This is a genomic window from bacterium, assembly GCA_040753555.1.
In the GTDB taxonomy this organism is placed as follows: Bacteria; UBA9089; UBA9088; order UBA9088; family UBA9088; genus JBFLYE01.
Genome location: JBFMDZ010000248.1, coordinates 1 through 2,675 on the forward strand (window position 1 = coordinate 1; position 2,675 = coordinate 2,675).

A 2,675-nucleotide genomic window follows, 5' to 3' on the forward strand; every position below is an offset into this window, starting at 1 on the left:
ATAATAATGTAAAATGGGCAATGTCCAATGAAAAATGTAAAATGAGAGGATAGATGAAATGCAAGATGATTGGGAAATCAGTTCTTACTGCCAGAACACAGAATTGACTTTTAAATTTTTAATTGCTCATTTTACATTTTACAGTTATTTTTTTAAGTAACTGAACGCTTACCTAATTTCCTGCATAAATAGAGTCTATAGTCTTGATGTCTTTTGTCCAGTGTCTGAATTGCAGTGAATAAAAAATAATTACTTGTGGTACTTACACCTGAACGCTTACAGATTTCAAATAAGAGACCCAAAGGGAGGTACTGTGGATATGGAGGAGAGTCATAAGGATTAAGGAGCGAAGCATATCTATAGGGGGACGGGGTTTTTTGCCTCTGGGTTTAGAGGAATAAAGAGAGGAAAGGATTTCTTTAGCAGGGGAGAGGTCAAGGAGAGAGAGTTTAACAATTTGAGTAGCATAGAAAGAGAGGATATTTTCATCAGTTTGATTTTTATAATTCTGTCTTGGGCCTGAAATAAGTTCAAGACAGATGAGGAATGCTCTAATTTTCTTTTTGATACGATAGATGAAGAACTGAAATTTTCGGCGTTGTTTTCTTGGGGCAAGAGTAGAGTTTAAATTTAGCAAGTTATTATTATTTGGTAACATTGTTACCACCTTCCTGTTTTTGTTTAAGGGGTATCTGATAATTATATCGGCAAAAATGGGGAGGAAAATTAATTCTAATGGAATTAAAGGGCAGTTAAAAGAAAGATAGGAATAGAGATTGGGGTATAAAAAGGAAGGGAATTGTGGGGGTGAAGGAAAAGTTTACGGTCTGTGAAGACCAATAAAATCAAGGCTCATTTTATCCGAGAGCGTTCTGGTTAAAAGAGGAGGTGGTAAAGAATGAGAATTTTTTCAGAAAAATTTTCTTGACAAAGAGAAGATATTTATAGTATCATTAAATGAGGGATGATTTTCCTTAAAATTCCTTGTCATCACAGAGGTTTTTGCTAAGTCAAAATCTCTGCTACAAAGTAATAGAGTAAATCTTGATGAAAAAGGGGGTGATGAGTAGGTAAGGTATCAATACTCTTTTTCAAATAAATAAAAAATAATTTTAAAAAGGAGGAAAATAATGAAAAGAAGATTACTAAGTTTGATAGGAGCGATAGTTATCCTATCGGGATTGGCTGTCTTAGATGCCTGGAGCCAGGTGGAGAGTATATCTCAGGTGAAGAGTATATTTTATGAAGGGATGGTGTATAAACTTGATGAGAAATCTGTATTAATGGATACTGCTATCTTTGTGGGCAATCCATATACAGTACCAGTTCCTGTTATGATTGAGGTTTGGGACAAGAATGGAAAATTTGTATGCAAAAAACAACTAATGGACGGAGGACAGGAAAGACAAAAGATACCACCTATGGGATACAATTGGATTACCTTAGGGATGATAGTGCCACCATCAGCAGATTATCAATATTCAAAATATACCTATAGGATAAAATGGAGGGATGTACCTGCGCTTGCAGTCGAAGTTAAAGAGGTGACTTATTATCAACCAGTTGATCCTATGTTGATACAGAATTCATTTTATGCACCTAACATTATTAACAAATGGAGTGAAGCTGCATTAGGTGGAGAGAAGGCAACTTGTGTTTTTGGTAGAGGAACCATGAGTATCTTTTACTTAGGAATGCTGGCTAAACCTCCTATGGATGCGGAGTTGGTGTTAATGGATACGGGTATCTTTGTGGGCAATCCCAATCTGGGCACACTTACGGTCAAGATTCAAGTCTTTGACAAAGATGGAAAACAAGTGTACGATGGACCGCTAATGGACGGTACGGAGCCAAGAACATATATACCGCCGATGGGATACAATTGGATTACCTTAGGGATGATAGCGCCAGGTTATCAATATTCAAAATATACATATAGGATTTTATGGGGAGAAAGAAATCTCAAACCACCTGCGGTAGAAGTAAAAGAAGTTATTTACCTACAACCAGTTCCTCCAGAGATAATGATAAGACCAAAGGTAGTAGATTTTATTAGGGAATGGAGTGAAGCGGCATTAGGAGGAGTAAGCGCCACCTGCACATATTAGTAGGTAGAAGGAAGATTGTTGTCGATAGAAGGTTAATCAGAAGGGTACTGTATGTGTTTAGCGCGTCTATGAAATGAACGGATTGACAACACTTGTGGGGTCATAACGCCACAAGTGGCGTCAATCCGATTGACAGCGATTGTGTGACTGAATCTGGCAACAATTATCAGATACACTAACCACACACGACATAATTTACCCCCTTGATTTCTCCGGAAAATAGCCGTAAGAATAGAACACGGATGACACGGATTTAACGGATTTTTCGCTGATTTTTCTCTCTTTTTTCTATCTTCTATCTTATATCCGCGAATATCCGCATCAAAAGTCATCAGCGTGTTATGTCCCGACGGGGCATGAGAGTTTCTCGTGACTAAATTTATACTCCAGTGGAGTATAAATTGTGATTATTTAAAGTAATCGGTAATCGGTAATCAGGTAATCAGTAATCGGTAATTTGAGATAGCAGGCTACTGCTTGCTCTTTACCGATAACCTGATAACCGATAACCGATAACCTGAGTTGATAGTAACAGGAAATCACAAAATATGCCTCTCTAAAGTATAG

1 protein-coding gene is annotated in these 2,675 nt (G+C 37.2%); it reads left to right on the top strand.

The features are described from left to right. Positions 1-1,130 precede the first annotated feature (1,130 nt). Complete coding sequence (locus tag AB1630_12020; GenBank protein MEW6104519.1) at positions 1,131-2,108, top strand: hypothetical protein; 978 nt, start codon at positions 1,131-1,133, stop codon at positions 2,106-2,108. The last annotated feature ends 567 nt before the right edge of the window (positions 2,109-2,675 follow it).